15 protein-coding genes and 1 pseudogene are annotated in these 16,943 nt (G+C 57.3%); 10 read left to right on the top strand and 6 right to left on the bottom strand.

Annotated elements, in window-relative coordinates; all coding sequences use genetic code 11:
* Nucleotides 1-81: 81 nt before the first annotated feature.
* Together G6L01_RS10290 and G6L01_RS10285 are read left to right on the top strand one after the other, a co-directional pair.
* Complete coding sequence (locus G6L01_RS10290) at nt 82-1,227, top strand: iron-containing alcohol dehydrogenase (RefSeq protein WP_070164543.1); 1,146 nt, start codon at nt 82-84, stop codon at nt 1,225-1,227.
* A gap of 281 nt (nt 1,228-1,508) precedes the next feature.
* A complete protein-coding gene (locus tag G6L01_RS10285; RefSeq protein WP_015916544.1) occupies nt 1,509-2,225 on the top strand; it encodes a ParA family protein in 717 nt (238 codons plus the stop codon).
* An 85-nt stretch (nt 2,226-2,310) separates the two neighbouring features.
* On the opposite strand, the gene G6L01_RS10280 is transcribed toward G6L01_RS10285, so the two are convergent.
* Nucleotides 2,311-3,648, bottom strand: coding sequence for a L,D-transpeptidase family protein (locus G6L01_RS10280; RefSeq protein WP_070164542.1), 1,338 nt, complete (start codon nt 3,646-3,648; stop codon nt 2,311-2,313).
* Between the two features lie 302 nt (nt 3,649-3,950).
* Here G6L01_RS10280 and G6L01_RS10275 point away from each other — a divergent pair, with 302 nt between their 5' ends.
* The 3 genes from G6L01_RS10275 to G6L01_RS10265 all read left to right on the top strand — a co-directional run bounded on the left by G6L01_RS10275 (nt 3,951) and on the right by G6L01_RS10265 (nt 5,641).
* Nucleotides 3,951-4,784, top strand: coding sequence for an aldose 1-epimerase family protein (locus tag G6L01_RS10275; RefSeq protein WP_070164541.1), 834 nt, complete (start codon nt 3,951-3,953; stop codon nt 4,782-4,784).
* A gap of 103 nt (nt 4,785-4,887) precedes the next feature.
* Nucleotides 4,888-5,223: a protein tyrosine phosphatase family protein gene (locus G6L01_RS10270; protein WP_015916541.1), complete on the top strand. Its 336-nt coding sequence runs from the start codon at nt 4,888-4,890 to the stop codon at nt 5,221-5,223.
* A 76-nt stretch (nt 5,224-5,299) separates the two neighbouring features.
* Nucleotides 5,300-5,641 carry a RidA family protein gene (locus G6L01_RS10265; RefSeq protein WP_015916540.1) on the top strand — a complete coding sequence of 114 codons (342 nt, stop codon included), beginning with the start codon at nt 5,300-5,302 and terminating at the stop codon, nt 5,639-5,641.
* Nucleotides 5,642-5,696: 55 nt separating this feature from the next.
* On the opposite strand, the gene G6L01_RS10260 is transcribed toward G6L01_RS10265, so the two are convergent.
* Nucleotides 5,697-6,170 (bottom strand): carboxymuconolactone decarboxylase family protein, encoded by a 474-nt coding sequence (locus tag G6L01_RS10260; RefSeq protein ID WP_156584818.1) that lies wholly within the window; start codon nt 6,168-6,170, stop codon nt 5,697-5,699.
* A 62-nt stretch (nt 6,171-6,232) separates the two neighbouring features.
* On the opposite strand from G6L01_RS10260, the gene G6L01_RS10255 reads away from it, so the two are divergent.
* Entirely contained in the window at nt 6,233-6,709 is a 477-nt protein-coding gene (locus G6L01_RS10255) for a MarR family winged helix-turn-helix transcriptional regulator (RefSeq protein WP_070164540.1), read from the top strand.
* A gap of 60 nt (nt 6,710-6,769) precedes the next feature.
* Here the strand turns inward: G6L01_RS10255 and G6L01_RS10250 are convergent, their stop codons facing one another.
* The 3 genes from G6L01_RS10250 to G6L01_RS10240 all read right to left on the bottom strand — a co-directional run bounded on the left by G6L01_RS10250 (nt 6,770) and on the right by G6L01_RS10240 (nt 10,455).
* Nucleotides 6,770-8,422: a thiamine pyrophosphate-binding protein gene (locus G6L01_RS10250; protein ID WP_070164539.1), complete on the bottom strand. Its 1,653-nt coding sequence runs from the start codon at nt 8,420-8,422 to the stop codon at nt 6,770-6,772.
* Between the two features lie 31 nt (nt 8,423-8,453).
* Entirely contained in the window at nt 8,454-9,425 is a 972-nt protein-coding gene (locus G6L01_RS10245; RefSeq protein ID WP_070164538.1) for a DMT family transporter, read from the bottom strand.
* A gap of 76 nt (nt 9,426-9,501) precedes the next feature.
* Nucleotides 9,502-10,455 carry an alpha/beta hydrolase gene (locus G6L01_RS10240; RefSeq protein WP_070164537.1) on the bottom strand — a complete coding sequence of 318 codons (954 nt, stop codon included), beginning with the start codon at nt 10,453-10,455 and terminating at the stop codon, nt 9,502-9,504.
* Between the two features lie 203 nt (nt 10,456-10,658).
* Between G6L01_RS10240 and G6L01_RS10235 the strand changes: the two genes are divergently transcribed.
* Both G6L01_RS10235 and ettA read left to right on the top strand, forming a co-directional pair.
* Nucleotides 10,659-11,381, top strand: coding sequence for a ribonuclease T2 family protein (locus G6L01_RS10235; protein ID WP_070164536.1), 723 nt, complete (start codon nt 10,659-10,661; stop codon nt 11,379-11,381).
* A 146-nt stretch (nt 11,382-11,527) separates the two neighbouring features.
* A complete protein-coding gene (ettA, locus tag G6L01_RS10230) occupies nt 11,528-13,177 on the top strand; it encodes an energy-dependent translational throttle protein EttA (protein WP_070164535.1) in 1,650 nt (549 codons plus the stop codon).
* Between the two features lie 154 nt (nt 13,178-13,331).
* On the opposite strand, the gene G6L01_RS10225 is transcribed toward ettA, so the two are convergent.
* Nucleotides 13,332-13,556 (bottom strand): hypothetical protein, encoded by a 225-nt coding sequence (locus G6L01_RS10225; RefSeq protein ID WP_139190206.1) that lies wholly within the window; start codon nt 13,554-13,556, stop codon nt 13,332-13,334.
* Nucleotides 13,557-13,783: 227 nt separating this feature from the next.
* Here G6L01_RS10225 and G6L01_RS10220 point away from each other — a divergent pair.
* Both G6L01_RS10220 and G6L01_RS10215 read left to right on the top strand, forming a co-directional pair.
* Nucleotides 13,784-14,334, top strand: a pseudogene (locus G6L01_RS10220) (methyl-accepting chemotaxis protein); the annotation flags it as partial.
* A 309-nt stretch (nt 14,335-14,643) separates the two neighbouring features.
* On the top strand, nt 14,644-16,836 hold the full coding sequence (locus G6L01_RS10215) for a methyl-accepting chemotaxis protein (RefSeq protein ID WP_070164533.1): 2,193 nt from the start codon (nt 14,644-14,646) through the stop codon (nt 16,834-16,836).
* Nucleotides 16,837-16,943: the final 107 nt, after the last annotated feature.

Here is a 16,943-nt window from a genome sequence, read left to right as displayed (position 1 = left end):
AGCAGCGGCATGATCCTAGCTGTGTCCTTTTTGCCTTTTCCGATCCCTCTTCGATCCTCCGGTGGAAGGAGTGATGCGATCATGAAAATCTTTGCGAATTGGAGTTATCCGACCGACATCAGGGTCGGGCGCGGGCGAATAGAAGAACTCGGCGATGCGTGCAAATCCCTTGGTATGCGCAATCCGCTGCTGGTGACCGACCGCGGATTGGCATCGCTGGCGATTACCAGGGTGGCAAAGGAAACGTTGAGTGACGCTGGGTTGGACAATGCCCTGTTTGCCGATGTCGACCCAAACCCGACAGAACTTAATCTGGAAGCCGGGCTGGTGGCCCTTCGACAGGGTGGTCACGATGGTGTTGTCGCCTTTGGCGGCGGGTCGGGGATTGATCTGGGTAAATGCTTGGCTTTCATGGCAGGCCAGGCCCGACCGGTTTGGGATTTCGCCGCTGGCACCGAGGGCTGGCGTGATGCCAATGAGGCGACGATTTTGCCGGTCGTGACCGTGCCAACCACTGCGGGAACCGGTGCCGAAGTGGGGCGCACCTGCGTGATCACCAATACCGTCACCCATGTCAAGACCGCGATCTTTCATCCGAAAATGCTGCCGGCAATCGTCATTTGCGACCCGGAATTGACGGTTGGCATGCCAAAATCCATCACGGCTGGCACCGGCATGGATGCTTTCGCCCATTGCCTGGAGGCCTATTGTTCACCGGTCTATCATCCACTCGGCCAGGGTATCGCCATCGAGGGGATGCGTTTGGTCAAGGAGTTTCTGCCCAAGGCCTATCGTGATCCGGTGGATCTGGAAGCCCGGCTTAACATGATGTCGGCGGCGGTCATGGGATCGATTGCCCTGCAAAAGGGGCTGGGGGCCATTCACGCGCTGTCGCACCCGATCGGGGCAGTCTATAACACCCATCATGGCACAACCAATGCCGTGCTGATGCCGATGGTGGTGCATTTCAACCGCAAGGCCATAGAGCGCAAGATCGAGAAATTGGCGGGCTATCTGGAAATCCAGGGCGGCTTCGATGGCTTCCATGATTTTCTGATGGTGTTTCGTGAGGATCTCGCCATTCCGGGCAATCTGAGCGAGCTTGGCGTGCCCGGCGACCGGCTGGACGACCTGGCCGCCATGGCGATCCGGGATGCAAGTGCAGCGAGCAATCCCGTCAAAATGACCTTGGAGAATACCAGGGCGTTGCTGGCTGAATGTTTTTAAGAAATCCATCTCCAGCCTACTGCATAATTCCTTAAATCGGAATCGATTTAAGGAGAAAATTATGCGGCAGATTTAAAGTGTTACAGCGTCCTTTGTGCGTTTTATAAAACGAACGGCGCTGTAGAGTAAGAACCGTAACCCAGAATTTTATTCACAAGAACTTATATACGTCATTTGCTATTTATTAACCATTTTTAGCAAGGATGTATTAACCGGGCGCCATGAATAGCCGGGTGCCTGTTAGAGCGATGAGTGGCTCAATCATAGCATCGAGGACACCAATGCCAGTCATCTCATTTGCCAATGCCAAGGGCGGTGCGGGTAAAACCACAGCAGCACTGCTGCTTGCCACAGAACTTGCCCATCAGGGCTACCGGATCTGTATTCTCGATGCCGATCCGCAACGCTGGATTACCCAATGGTCGGAAGCCGCCGGGTTGCAGCACAATATCGAAGTCATTTCCGAAGTCAGCGTTGGGTCGTTGCAAGGCCATATCCGGGAAGGCCGCAAAACCGCCGATTACGTTATCATCGACCTGGCCGGTGCGCGTGACGCCATCGTCACCATGGCCATCGGGCTTTCCGACCATGTGATGATCCCGGTTCAGGGCTGTGCCATGGACGCCAAGGGTGCCGCCCAGATCCTCGACCTGATCGAACAGATGCGGATTGCTGGTAATCTGGTCATCCCGCATTCAGTGGTTCTGACGCGGGTTGCGTCGATGGTTACCACGCGGGCGCTTCTTGCCATCAAGGGCCTGCTGGCGGCGCGGGGGGTGAATGTCATCAACACGCCGATTGCCGAGCGCAACGCCTTCCGCGACATTTTTGAAACCGGCGGCACGGTCTATTCGATGGACCCGGCCAAGGTCAGCAATCTGGATAAGGCGCAGGACAATTCACGCGCCTTTGCTGCGGAAGTCGTGCATCTGCTGCCGGTCAAAGTGGTGCGCAGCCTGCGCCCGCGCCTTTTGCGGCTGATCGGCGATGCCGCCTGAGACTTGTATAATGGTATAAGCCAAAAAAATGCCCCGCTACGACAACCGTCGGCGGGGCATTTTTATGTGCTTAAGATGACCGCACTCAGTCAACGAATTCCACGGTAACACCCGGCTGCACCATCTTGGCCAGTTCCGTTGCATCCCAATTGGTCAGGCGGATACAGCCGTGGCTCTGGGTGCGACCGATTTTCGAGGGCTCCGGCGTGCCGTGGATGCCGTAGGTGGGCTTGGACAGGGCAATCCAGACGGTGCCGACCGGGCCATTCGGGCCTGGCGGAATATTCAGCACCTTGTCATTGGCACCCTGCTGGAAATTCACCTTCGGATTATAGGTATAGCCGGGATCGAACGCGACGCGCTGTACCTGCACGGTGCCGGATGGCGACGGCGTGTCATTGGAGCCGATGCTGGCCGGATAGGCGGTGATCAACTGGCCATCCTCGCCATATGCCAGAACCTGTTTGCGTCCCTTGTCGGCAACGATGCGAGCAACTCTGCCACTATGGGGCTGGCCGATGCTGACCACTTTGACCGTGCTGCCGGGAACAGTGAAATCGACACCGGGATTGAGCGCTTTCAAGTAGCCCTCATCCATGTGGAATTTCTCCGCCAGCATTTCCGTGGTGGATGTATAGCCAAGCGACGGCATCGCAGCCTTCTGGCTGTAATCCTCAGGAATTTCCGCCACATACGGACCAGCGGCATCGGCGGCGGTCAGCGTGTAGCTGGTGAAGGGCAGGCCGCCATTCATCCGCAGCCGCTCCATGATGGCGTCGGTGTCATTAGGGTTCAGCGTCTCGCCGGTCTTCTGCTGCCAGGCTTCCAGCGCCTTTTGCACATTCATGCCCATATGGCCGTCGATAGCGCCCGGCGAAAACCCTTCGCGGGCAAGAAACACCTGAAGTGCGGTGATTTCCGGCTTGGCCTTGCCGGTGCTGCCAAGCGTTGAAGGCGTTGCGGTCGAGGGGGACGCAGGCCGTGCCAGGGCATCGTCGCTCACCGACGGATCGTGGTTGACATTTTGCGGATAGCCCTGGCCGAGGGGCTGACGCTCGACGGGTTGATCCTCTGGAATGCCGCCGGTCGCCATGTCCTCATCGTCATAGCCGCCGCCAGAAGGGGCAGGCGGATAATAATCATTGGGATAACGATTGCGGTCGGCGCGGCCATAGACCATGTCCGCAGGCATTTCCGTGGCGATAAGATTGCCGGAGCGGTCGATCAATACCGTGCGGCCCATGCGGTCGCGGCTAATCATCACCGAGCCTTGTTCTGGTACGAAATCCAGAACCTCTCCTGAGGGTGTAATCAGCACGGTATTCGCGTTCTGCCCCGTATAGGGGCTGCGCGCCAGCGCAGGCTGCGACACGGTTGAGAGAAGCGCGACGACGATGAGACCAGTTTTCCAAAGCGGCTGCACGGGTGATCTTTCCGGTTGGTTTCTTGCATAACGTCCCAAACCCTATCCGGTTCAACCCTATCCGGTTCAGGGAATTTGAGGCGTTCGCGCCAAAGCATGGACAATTCCAGATAATCTGCTGAGACACTGTAATTTTGACGCTAATATGGAAAAATGAAAACGAAGTGAAGAAACTGTTAAACCCCCATGATCAATAGGGGTTTAAAGCGGAAAAACGGTGTCTGCCGCATTTTACACGGTCTGGGACATGGCATAGGTCGCTATCGACGCGGTAATGCTGTGCGGATTGCAGGAGGAGACGAATCATGAAGCTACGGGCAGCCAAGGGTCCAATCGTTGAACTGGACCCGACCTCGGTTCTGGATATTCGCACCTTGACCATCGATGGTGTCGATCTGTCGCCGCATCGGGCCATCCCTGATGATGGCGATCCGCGCATCGACCATTCGCTTGAAGGTTTTCTCTTTACCTGTGGCCCGGACCATATTCGTCACCCGGAACCGATTGGCGATGGCAGCGATCGGCGCTATCCGTTGCATGGTTCGTTTTCATCGCATCCAGCGACGATCCTTCATCAGAGCGACAGTGAGTGCCGGGCTGAAATTCCGGTAAGTCATGCCGATGGCGGCCAGTCGCTTCTGGAGCGTCATTGGCGCATCGATGCGCAAACCGGTGCTGTCGCGCTCCGCGACCGGATCACCAATAGCGGTGATGGGCCGTTTCCCGCCATGCTGATGTATCACATGAATGTAGCTGCAAAACTGTTCGACGATGCGGTGCGGATGGAAGGCGCAATGCTGGACGAAGGCGGTTTCGGCTGGCGCTTCGGCGCGGAGCCGGGCGGGGTGTTCTGCGTTGCCGCCAGCGGCGACTCGGCGGGAGCGAATGGCTGGGCGGAATTTCGGCTCGGCCCAATCGCCTCGGTTGGCGGGCTGACGCTGGTGGTGCGTTTTGACACGGCAAGCCTGCCCTTCCTGCAAATCTGGCGCAACCAGCAGGCACCCGCCAATGTGGTGGGCATCGAGCCGGTCTCCCATCGCTGGGTTGGGCGCGAGGATCTCGCCAAGGGCGGCGAACTCGACATGCTGGCGCCGGGTGAGAGCCGGGACTTCGGGCTGGATTTCTTCTTCGTATAAGAACTGGCGCGTCTGGAATCCGCTTGCGGCGTTGACGCCCCGGTATCCACATCGTAAATGTTTGGCCGGTTTCAATTAAGCCGGTTTTGAAAAGGATGCGACGATGAATATCAGGCCGATCAACGAGGAATATTCCGTCAGCGGTCAGATCAGTCTCGATGATCTGGATGATATCAAGGCGCTGGGTTTCAAATCCATCGTTTGCCATCGCCCGGATGGAGAAGAGCCCGGCCAGCCGGATTTTGCCGCCATTGCTGCCCGGGCCGAAGAACTGGGGCTTGCTATCCGCCATATTCCGGTTGGCCCGATGGGCGTCACGCCGGATGCCGTCGCCGCCATGGTCGACGCGCTTGATGATTTGGAGCGCCCGATGCTCGGCTATTGTCGTTCCGGTGCCCGCTCCACGGCAACCTACGAACACAGCTTGCGCCAGCGTTAAGCGGTCAAAAAAACTTACCCACGCTGCGGCAAGTTCCGCAGCGTTTTCGTGTTTCACAACCTCAAGGAGATATTCCATGTCCATCAAGCGTATCGAGCCCGGCAAGCGTATGAGCGGTGCTGTCGTCCACGGCAATACCGTCTATCTGGCTGGCCAGGTCGGCGAAGGCACTGGTGTCACCGAACAGTCCAAGTCGGCGCTGGCCGAAGTGGATCGCCTGCTGGCCGCTGCCGGTTCCGACAAGTCGAAGATCCTGCAAACCATCATCTACCTCTCCGACATGTCGACTTTCGCTGAAATGAACGCTGTCTGGGAAGCCTGGATCGACCCCGCCAACCCGCCAGCCCGCGCCACCAGCGAAGCTGCTTTGGCAACCCCGGATTACAAGGTCGAGTTCATCGTGACGGCTGCGATTTAAGACACTGCATTTTACCTTGAAGGCCGGTGGAAGCCGGCCTTCTTGTTCGTTATATTTAGGCTGCTGGCGGCGGAAAATGCAGTCCGCCTGCAATCCTGTTCCATGCATTGATATTGGCAATGGCAACCGTGAGATTGATGGCTTCTTCCTCGCTGAAATCTCTGAAAAACGCTATGTAATCATCGTTTGTTGTGCGGTGTGTTGCCATGGTTGTGATCTGTTCGGCCCACAAAAGTGCTGCTCTTTCCCTGGCCGAATAAACGCCTGCGTCTCGCCATGCGACCAGTAGATCAAGTTTTTGTGTCTCCACGCCAATCCGGCGCGCCATATTGAGATGCAGTTGCGTGCAAAACGCGCATCCATTGATCTGGGACACCCGCAATTTTACCAGTTCCGTCAGTTCTTTTTCGAGGCCGCTGTCATCGACAGCTTTTCCCATCGCTAAAAGCGCTGCATGGGCGGCGGCCGACGTCTGGCGAAAGTGCTCATAGGTTATGCTCTGCGGATCTGGCGCATTTGGATTTGTCATATTGGGTTTGCCCGGTTTGGATGCTATTATCAGTGTACGAATAACATATCAGGGCTCTTACAATGTGCAAGACGCAAAACGATTCCGCCCTGCCTGAGGCAGGCCAAGGGAAACGGGGTGAGGATGGATATTTGGGCTACCTGCTGCGCCAAGGAGCAAATGCTTATCGAAACCGCGTCGAGCAGGAGTTGGATGACCTCCATCTAACCCAGCCGCAGTTTTCCGTCCTGACCATGCTGGCTGCCTATCCCGGACATTCCAGCGCGGATATGGCGCGCTTATCGCTGCTGACACCGCAGACCATGACCGTGATCGTCGCCAATCTTATGAAGGCAGGGCTTGTGGAGCGGCGACCGCATCCCATTCATGGCCGCATTCAGCAACTCGATTTAACCGAAACCGGGCATCATCGTCTGAATGAGGCAAAGAAACGTGTCTATGCGCTTGAAAATGAATTAGTATCCGGTCTTTCGCAGAATGATGAAGCCGTTGTTCGCAGCTGGCTGGTGCGGCTTGCCGCAATGGCCTCTCCAGCATGATGCGGAGAGACCGTTGCCAAGCTTTGCTTTTGGGGTGAGGGCTGTCATTTCAAAGCGTTATCAGCTTTTCTCGCGAATTTGAGTCAAGGTCCGGGTCGGCGTAATTGCTTCTGCATCCAGCTTGATTTCGATGATCGACGGTTTGCCAGAAGCGCGGGCCCGCTTAAACGCCGCCGCGAAATCCTCAGTCTTTTCCACCAGCTCTCCATGTCCGCCATAGGCCTGCGCAAAGGCCTTGAAATCCGGGTTCACCAGATCGGTGGCGCTGATGCGGCCCGGGTATTCGCGCTCCTGATGCATGCGGATCGTGCCATAGGTGCTGTTGTTGATCAGCAAAACGATGATCGGCAGATTGTAGCGCACGGCAGTGATGAATTCCTGTCCGTGCATCATGAAGCAGCCGTCTCCGGCAAAGCAGATCACTTCACGTTCGGGAAACTGCGCCTTGGCGGCCACGGCAGCGGGCAGGCCGTAGCCCATGGAGCCAGAGGTGGGGGCTGCCTGCGTGTTGTAGCCCTGAAAACGATGGAAACGGTGCAGCCATGTGGCGTAATTGCCCGCGCCATTGGTGAAGACGGCGTCTTTCGCGGTATTGGCTTCGATCCATTCCATGATCGGCCCCATCTGCACGGCACCGGGTCCGGTCTTAGGCGGCGTGGACCAGGTCAGATAGGCGGCATGCATGGCTTTTGTCCGCTCGGCCCAAACCGGCAAGGCTGGCGCTTTGAGGCTTACCAGAGGCGCAACGAAATCTTTTGGGCTGGCGCAGATGGCGAGATCAGGGCGATAAACCCGGCCAAGCTCGGAGGGATCTGGGTAGACATGCACCAGTTTTTGGTTGGGGTAGGGGATGTCCATCAGTGTGTAGGAGGACGACGGCATTTCGGAAAAACGCCCGCCCAGCAACAGGATGAGATCGGCTTCTTTCACCTCTTTCGCCAGCGCCGGATTGATGCCGATGCCGACATCGCCCGCGTAATTGGGGTGCAGATGGTCAAACAGCATCTGGCGGCGGAAGGAGCAGCCGACCGGCAGTTTCCACTGCGCGGCGAAATCTTCAAACGCCTTCACCGAGGCCTCATCCCAGCGGGTGCCGCCGAGAATGACCAGCGGGCGTTCCGCCTTTTCCAGCATCGCGCCAAGCGCAGCGATCTGGCTAGGGCCGGGATGCGCGTCCACCGGCATATAGGGGCGGGCTTCTGGCGCGTCCGCCTCTTCCACCAGCACATCTTCCGGCAGGGTCAGCACCACGGAACCGGGACGCCCGGAGGTGGCGACCGCAAAGGCGCGGCTGACAAATTCCGGGATGCGGGCGACATCATCGATCTCGCCGACCCATTTGGCAAATTCGGTAAAGGCGCGACGGTATTCGACTTCCTGAAACGCCTCGCGTTCGCGCATGTCGCGGGCGACCTGTCCGATAAACAGGATCATCGGCACCGAATCCTGCCGGGCGATATGCAGGCCCGCCGAGGCATTTGTGGCGCCGGGACCGCGCGTTACCATGCAAATGCCGGGCTCGCCGGTTAACCGGCCCCAGCAATCGGCCATCATCGCCGCCCCGCCTTCCTGACGGCAGACGACGGTTTCAATCTGGCTATCGACCAGCGCGTCCAGCACCGCCAGATAGCTTTCGCCGGGCACGCAGGCGACGCGCTTCACGCCATTGGCCTTCAGGGCTTCAACGATCAATTGTCCGCCGGTTCTTTTCATCGAGTAATCCTTGGATGTGGTTTGGCCGAATTTAAGGTTGCGGTGGCCCGTTGCTGTCGGAAACAGGGCTGGATGCGTGTTTACGCTCCCGCCAGATGATGGTGAGGCCGGAGCCGATGATGATGGCAATACCCAGCCATTTCAGCGCATCCGGCAGGTCATGGAAGACCAGCCAGCCAAACAGGGTGGCGGTGACGATTTCCAGATATTGCAGCGGCGCGAGCATCGAGGGTGGTGCGGCGCGATAGGCAAACACGCCCAGCACACCGCCCACGGCGGCGGTGGCCCCGGTGCAGATGAGCCAGATGGTACCGGTCATGTCCGGCTGGACCAGATCGAACATGGCGAGGTTCATTGTCTGGCCTATGGCGATCATGATGGTGCAAAACACCATGGCCCAGCAGCCGGTTTCCACCTGCATGACGAACGGGTCCTGATGGCGTGACAATAGCCGTGTCAGGATTGCAAAAATGGCGATGCAAAAGGCGGTGATGATCGGCAGGAAGGCGACAGCTCCGACTTCCTGGAAGCTGGGCTGCACCACCAGCATGGCGCCGATAAATCCGGTGCCACAGGCGAGGTAGCGGCGCCAGCCGATTTTTTCCTTGAGGATAATGCCGCTCAAGATCGTCAGGATGATCGGCTCGACGAAAAAGATTGCCACGGCATCCGCCACTTCCATGGTCCTGAGAGCCGTAACAAAGGTCAGCATCGACAGGCAGAGCACACCGCCACGGATCATGTGCAGGCGGGTGTTGGACCAGGACAGTTTCAACCATGTGCGGCGTATCATCAGCACGGGAAGCATGAAAAGGATCTGAAAGAAAAACCGGGCAAGGCTGATTTCGGCAGCAGGCATGGTTTCTGTTGCCAGCTTGGAAAACACATCCACCAGCGGCGTGACCAGTACCGACAGGACCATCATGCCAAGTCCGAACGTGACGCCGGAGAACAACGGCGCTTGGCTGGATGTGCCTGAAGGGGCGCGCGGTGGAGTGGACATGCGGAATTGTCTCGCTTTTGATCGTCTGTCTATACCGTCCATCGTGCCGGACGGCACGTGACTTTCTGTTATAGGGTCATTCCAAACCGGAATGAACAGTCTCTAGCCCCAGCGCCGTTCGCGCCCAATCCCGAAACGCCGCCATGGCCTCGTCACGACCAATTTCGTTGAGCGTTTCATGCCGCATGGCCGGATAAAGGGTCAGCGTGACATCGGTCAAACCGGATTGCCGCAGGCGGTGGTCCAGTGCGCGGGTGGCCTCGCCGCCCTTGGTGGCCGGGTCCTGCCCGCCACCGACCAGATGAATGGGCAGGTCGGTCCGCAACCGGGCAAGGCGGGGCAGGGTGGCGGTTTGCGCCGTCAGGTCAAGCACGTCCATCCATAGGGAATTGCTGGCCTGAAACCGGCAGAGCGGATCATTGGCATAGAGATCGACTTCCGCGTCATCGCGGCTCAGCCAATCGAACAGAGTGCGCCGGCCGGGTACGGACTTGCCCCAGGCCTCGAAGGTGGCCTTGGCCATCAGCAGGCTTGGCACGTCAGAGCCTTTCAAGGCCCGCTCGATCTTCAGAACCAGCCGGGCGAACCGGGTCTCGATGCCGTTGTTGAAATTGGAATTCCACACCGCCAGCGCCTGAAAGCTTTCCGGGAACTCCGTGGCGGTGCGCAGCGCGATCAGCCCGCCCATGGAATGACCAAACAGCAGAACCGGCAGGCCTGGATGGTTGGCAATGGCCAGGTCGCGGATTGCCTTGGCATCTTCGATCACCAGCGAAACGCCATCCTTTCGCGCAAAGCGGCCAAGCGGCGCATTCGGCGCCTGGGTTTCTCCATGTCCACGGTGGTCGTGGGCGTAAACGTGAAAGCCCGAAGCGGCCATGAAGGCGGCAAAGCGGCGATAGCGACGCGAATGTTCGATCAGCCCGTGATTGACGAGCAGAATGGCCTTGCCGTCATTGTCTGCCTGATGATGATGGTAGGCGATCCGGGCACCATCCGGCCTTTGCAGGTAAAGCGTTTCGTCAAACATGCTGTCCTCCCGATAGTGCCGAACGCGAATGGTATATCGCGAGTCTCAACTCGTTCTGCCCCGAAAACCGGCCCGCCCCGAAAAATGACGTGATTTTGCTGCCAAGTGCAATTGCTGAAAGGCAGGTTCATACCGTTATTCAAGGTTGCAAGCCTGTTTCAACCGTTCCATGAAGACCTTAAGCGATTCGGAGAGAGAGCATCATGAAGCATTTTCACTATCTGGGTCTGGCTGCGGCGGTCTTTTTGGCCGGTCATCCGTCTTTCGCAGCAGAAAAAGGCAGGACGACCAGCATTCTGGCCGTCAGTTGGCAGCCGGGCTTTTGCGAAACCAAGCCGGACAAGCCGGAATGCAAGAGCCAGACGGCGGACCGCTATGATGCCAGCCATTTTACCCTGCATGGTCTTTGGCCGATGCGCCAGAACTATTGCGGTGTTGATCAGGCCGATATCGATGCCGACAAGAAAAGCCGCTGGACCGATCTGCCGGAAGTGACACTGTCTGCCTCCACTCGTCAGGCGCTGGACCGGGTCATGCCCGGCACACAGTCATCATTGGAGCGGCACGAATGGATCAAGCATGGCACCTGCACTGGGCTTGGTCAGCAAGATTATTTTGCCGAGGCGATCGCGCTGATCGAGACCCTGAACGGTTCGGCGGTCAACGGTCTGTTTGCCGCCAATGTGGGCAAGACGGTCACCCAGGAAGATGTGCAGACGGCGTTTGATGCCAGCTTTGGTACGGGTGCTGGACGGCGGGTCAAAATGAGCTGTGAACAAGACGGCAACAGACGGATTGTGACGGAATTGACCATAGGACTTGGCGATGGCGATGCCGGGACGCCGCTACAGGAGCGCATCCAGGCGGCAGGCTCAACCAAGTTTGATTGCAATCAAGGTATTGTCGATCCGGTTGGGCTGCAATGAGCCTGCTTTAAGACCGAATAGTGCGGCTCCATCCTATCCCGTAAACAGGGCAAGACCTGAAGGAATTGCGCGGGCGGCATTGCCCCCGCTTGCGGTTTCGCCTACATAGCGGGCAATTCCATTTACCCGTGCGGAGCATTTTACCGATGGCACGTCAGTTCATCTACCACATGTCCGGGCTTAACAAGTCCTATGGCGCCAAGAAGATCCTTGAGAACGTCAACCTGTCCTTCTATCCCGATGCCAAGATCGGTATTCTCGGCCCGAACGGTGCCGGTAAATCGACGGTTCTGCGCATCATCGCCGGTCTCGACAAGGAATATACCGGTGAAGCCTGGCTCGCCGAAGGCGCGACCATGGGCTATCTGGAACAGGAACCGAAGCTGAACCCTGATAAGACCGTGTTCGAAAACGTCATGGAAGGCGTTGCCTCCAAGACCGCCGTCCTCGACCGTTACAACGAGTTGATGATGAATTACTCGGACGAGACGGCTGACGAGGGCGCCAAGCTTCAGGATATTATCGACAGCCAGAACCTTTGGGATCTGGAAAATCAGGTCGAAATGGCCATGGATGCGCTGCGTTGCCCGCCCGGCGACAGCGATGTAACCAGCCTTTCCGGTGGTGAGCGCCGTCGCGTGGCACTCTGCAAGCTGCTGCTGTCAAAGCCAGACCTGCTGCTGCTCGACGAACCAACCAACCATCTGGACGCTGAAACCATTGGCTGGCTGGAAAACCATTTGCGGGAATATCCCGGCTCCGTGCTGATGATTACCCACGATCGCTACTTCCTCGACAATGTCACCGGCTGGATTCTCGAACTCGACCGTGGCCGTGGCATTCCTTACGAAGGCAATTACTCGGCCTATCTGCAAGCCAAGGCCAAGCGCCTGATGCAGGAAAGCCGCGAAGATGCGTCGCGCCAGAAGGCGCTGTCGCGCGAGCAGGAATGGATTGCATCCAGCCCCAAGGCCCGTCAGGCCAAGTCCAAGGCCCGTATCAAGTCCTATGAGCAACTGGTGGAAGCAGCTGAAAAGCAGCGTCCCGGCGATGCGCAGATCATCATTCCCGTTAGCGAACGGCTCGGCCAGGTGGTGATCGAACTGGACGGGATTTCGAAGTCCTATGGCGACCGTCTGCTGATCGACAATCTGAGCCTGAAACTGCCGCCGGGCGGTATCGTTGGTGTGATCGGCCCGAACGGTGCCGGTAAGACAACACTGTTTCGGATGATCACCGGCCAGGAAACGCCAGATTCAGGCTCGGTCAAAGTCGGCGACAGCGTGCAGCTCGGTTATGTCGACCAGAGCCGCGATACGTTGGCTGCTGACAAAACGGTTTGGGAAGAAATTTCCGGTGGTGCCGAAATCATCAAGCTCGGCAAGTTCGACATGAACTCCCGCGCTTATTGCGGTGCCTTCAACTTCAAGGGCGGCGACCAGCAACAGAAGGTTGGCAATCTCTCCGGTGGTCAGCGTAACCGCGTGCATCTGGCCAAGATGCTGAAGGCTGGCGGCAATGTTCTGCTGCTCGACGAACCAACCAACGACCTCGATACCGAAACGCTCGGCGCGCTGGAAAATGCGCTGGAAAGCTTTGCTGGCTGCGCGATCATCATTTCGCATGACCGCATGTTCCTCGACCGCCTGGCCACTCACATTCTCGCCTTCGAAGGCGACAGCCACGTGGAATGGTTCGAAGGCAATTTCGAAGACTATGAAAAGGACAAGATCCGCCGGTTGGGCGCCGAAAGCGTCAATCCGAAGCGCGTCAGCTACAAGCGCCTGACCCGTTAATCGTGATTATTGGCAACCCTGAGAAGGTTTTTCCATCTCAGGGTTGTTTATCGGATATCATAATTTTACCGCCGCATTGATTGCTTACGTGATGAAATTCATCCAGGGGTTTAGTCCCCTGGGAGGTATGTTTTCTATACGTAACGTTCTGGTTTCAGTCTTTTTTATTATCAGCATTGCCTTGGGCGCCATGGTATCGTGATCGCTCTATGTCGCTTAAAAGCAGTTCGGTGTGCTCCGCGATGTCGCAAAACTGACAACGGTCAATAAGCCGCTGTTTGATTTTCTGCTGAATTGCCGTCTGAAACGCGGCCATGAAGGATTTTATCGCAGCGGTCACCTTTGTCGGCAGCCCAAAATTCGCGGCGATGTTGAACAAGATCCAAGGACATTTCGACACGATCGTCTCGATGTGCCAACTGCTTGACGCGCGTTTTCGCGTCCCCTGGAAAGTCGCAATAAGAATTTGAATGTAAAGCAGCTTTTCTATGGCGATACCGTGCTCGCGATCACGAAAACAAGCTCGGTTTTCACCGAATCGACCATTCGGACTCAGGATAACAGCCTGAAGCCGAGGAGATGCGGCGTTGTGATGAGCTTGATTGCATTGAAGTTCAGCGCGTTCGCGAGCTTGCCCAGCGTTCCGCCAATGCAGCAAAGGAAATCAAGGCACTGATTGCCAATTCGGAAGTGGCAGTCGGCGATGGCGGGAGGCTTGTAAACGATACCGGCAAGGGCCTGAGCGAAATTACCAAACTCGTGCAGACCAGCAATGCGCATAGGGATGCCATCGTGACGGCGGCGCAGGAACAGTCGGTCGGTCTTAGCGAAGTCAATACCGCCGTCAATCACATGGACCTTGCCACCCAACAGAATGCTGCCATGGTAGAGAAAATGAGCGCGGCGGGGCGGGTCTTTCCAGTGAAGCAACCAGGCTTGTCGACCTGTTGGCAAATTTCGAGACGGGCGGGCAAAAGGCTGGTTTGTTTCGCGCGGCGGCGAGTGGCACGCATCGATCCGTTCGACCGGCTGCGGCAGCGCCGGCCCGTACGGAGCGGCAGCCAGCCACCCTCACGCGAGCCAGCCGAGTGGTAGCAAGTCAGAGCCGAGGTAACGCCGCTGTTACCGTTTCGAAGGATGCCTGGGAAGAATTCTAAACCCCTCTCCAACACAAAAAAGCCCGGCATCGCTCAGGGGGGAGGCTTTTTCGTTCAATGTGAGGCCCAGTCCGCAGTTAGAGAAAACCCCAGCCAGAGAAAATTAGCTCGAAAAATTTCGAGGGCATTTTTTGATTTATATTAATAAATGCTAATCATTGATGCGATTAATATGAAATACAGCATCTTTAGGTTGATTCCGTTTGTTTTAATTTACTTACGAAAAAATAATCAATTTCTCGCAAATTGAAAATCACTATGAGTTTTTGTTGCTCTATGCGACGAATCCTATGTTTTTTGGGGGGGGTTATGCGAATTATTTCCGCTTTGCCGTTTAAGGTGCTTTTGACGAGCCTTGGGATCGTGCCCTTGTTGGCGGCGATCGTGCTGGGTGCGATCCTGAGCTGGGAGGCCTGGGAAAACTATACGAAAACGTCCAAGGCCGTGACCCTCGAGCAACTGGCACGGGACGGCGGCAATCTATTGTTGGTCATGCCTCTGGAGGGCGCGGCTGAGCCGGCAGCAAGGGCAGAGGCGCGGGCAACATCGGATGCGGCCTATGCGAAGGTGGTGAGCGCCTATAACGATGTCATCGCCGCTGGCTATGATGACGCAATCCTGAATGGCCTGAAGAACCGGCTGGTTGATTCCTTTGCCAAAATCGGCGAATTTCGCTCTGCCGTCGATGCTGATCGCGTCGATCCGATCATGCCTCTGAAATATCTCCAGCCTATTTCCGCCATGGGAATGGAATTGGCCGGTCGTGCCGCCAATCTGGTCGATGATCGCCTGTTGTCACAAGGTATCCAGGGCTATTATTCCCTGTTGCAGGTCAACGACTCCTATCTGATCATCAACCGGATCGGCCAGGTTTATACCCAAAAAGGCACGCTTTCTCCGGAAGAGTCGGCCCGTTTCCATGCTGGTTTCAATAAGGCCATGATCTACTTGAAGCCGATGCAGCAATTCCTGCCCAAGCCGTTGATCGATCAGTACGACCAGTTCTGGCGAGGAAACGATGTCGCGCCTGTCCAGAACGCCGTCGACGCAATGTCCGTGGGTCGTGCATATACTCCAACCGCTGGCGATCTCGACACCTGGAACACGATCATGGCCAAGCGGCGGGATTTCGTTGCCAACCTGATCAAATCCACCTCGCTAGATCTGGGCGCCTTTGCCGATGCGCAGCTGTCGGACGCGCGTAACTCCTTCTATGTCATGGTGACGGTTCTCGGCATCCTGGTTTTGGTCACTGCCGTGTTCAGCATTTCGGTCCTGCGGGTTCTCTCGAATGCCATTCGCCGGATATTGAGCCGTATGACCGGCCTTGCCGAGGGTGACAAAGCTGGCGCTATTCCCTATCTCGACCGCAAAGATGAGATCGGCGACATTGCCCACTCCGTTGAGGTGTTCCGCCAGGCAGCGCTTCGCAACGATGAATTGGAACGGTCGGCTCAGGAAAATCGCCGTCTTGCCGAGATCGAGCGCGAGGAAATGCAGGCCAAGGCCGAGGCGGAGGCAAACGAACGTCTCGCCCGCGCCACCGGGGCCTTGGCCGCCGGGCTACGCCAGTTGGCGGCGGGTGATTTGCTCTGCGAAATCCAGGAGCAATTTGCGCCGCAGTTCGAGGCGTTGAGGCACGACTTCAATACATCGGTCAACCAGCTGCGGTCCGTTCTGATTTCCGTCGGCATATCCGCGAGCGGCGTCCGCAATGGCAGCGGTGAAATTTCCGATGCCTCCAACGATCTTTCCAAGCGGACCGAAACCCAGGCGGCCTCACTGGAACAGACAGCGGCGGCGCTGGAAGAAATCACCGCCAATGTGAAGTCGACCTCGCTGCGAACTGGCCAGGCCCGTGATCTCGTTCGGGATGCCCGCAGCCGCGCCGACAAGTCCAGTAACGTGGTCGGCAATGCAGTGACTGCGATGGGCCGGATCGAGAATGCGTCTCGGCAGATTGTCCAGATCATCGGCGTGATCGACGAAATCGCTTTCCAGACCAATCTTCTGGCGCTCAACGCAGGCGTTGAGGCAGCGCGCGCCGGGGAGGCCGGTAAGGGCTTTGCCGTCGTTGCCCAGGAAGTGCGCGAGCTTGCGCAGCGTTCCGCCAACGCGGCTAAGGAAATCAAACAGTTGATCGGAAATTCGGAAGTTGCGGTTTCCGAGGGGGTCAAGCTGGTTCATGATACGGGCGAGGGCCTTGGTGCCATCGCGCAGGTGGTCGAGGAGATCAATGAACATATGGATGCCATCGCGACAGCCGCCCAGGAGCAATCGGTAGGGCTTGGCGAAGTCAATGTCGCCGTCAACCATATGGACCAAGCCACGCAGCAGAATGCAGCGATGGTCGAAGAGATGAATGCCGCCGGGGCAGGGCTTGCCGATGAAGCAGCCAAGCTCTCGGAACTACTGGCGAATTTCAAGACGGGCCACCAGAACTCCGGTCGTGCTGCGGCTTCCGCTGGACGGGCGGATTTCGCACGCCAGCGGGTCGCCTAGAGCTCGTCAGGGAAAAATCGGGCCGATTTTCCCAAAAAGACAAACAATGCCGAGCCTGTTTATTTCAGGAGGCAGGACTTTCAATACCGCCGGTGGCACCAGTCACC

The sequence above is a fragment of the Agrobacterium vitis genome, from assembly GCF_013337045.2.
In the GTDB taxonomy this organism is placed as follows: Bacteria; Pseudomonadota; Alphaproteobacteria; order Rhizobiales; family Rhizobiaceae; genus Allorhizobium; species Allorhizobium vitis_B.
This window is presented reverse-complemented; position numbering and strand designations above follow the sequence as displayed.